General features: G+C 59.5%; 1 protein-coding gene. It reads right to left on the bottom strand.

What is annotated here, in order from left to right:
- Positions 1–16: 16 nt before the first annotated feature.
- A partial coding sequence (locus tag AC1DH9_RS31145; RefSeq protein ID WP_477809588.1) for a sodium:solute symporter family transporter occupies positions 17–370 on the bottom strand: 354 nt, incomplete at its 5' end.

Below are 370 nucleotides of genomic sequence, written 5' to 3'. Positions count from 1 at the left end.
GGATTAGCTCATCCGATCACTTGTTCAGGTGGAAATCTTTTTCCGCCGCGGCGAAACGCTGCAGCATACCGGTCGACGGCTCACCCATTTTGCTGACCAGCACAATGGCGAGGCTGGCGAAGATGAAGCCCGGGATGATTTCGTACAGGCCCAGCAGGTTGAAGTGCTTCCAGACAATCACAGTGAGTGCGCCGACCACGATACCGGCGAGTGCGCCGTTACGGGTCATGCCTTTCCACAGTACCGAGATCAGGACCACCGGACCGAACGCGGCACCGAAGCCGGCCCAGGCGTAGCTGACCAGACCCAGCACACGGTTTTCCGGGTTGGCAGCCAATGCGATGGCGATCAGTGCAACGGCCAGAACCAT

It is taken from the genome of Pseudomonas sp. 05T35, from assembly GCF_056396605.1.
The sequence above is the reverse complement of the archived record's forward strand: the minus strand, read 5'-3'. Positions and strand labels throughout refer to the sequence as shown.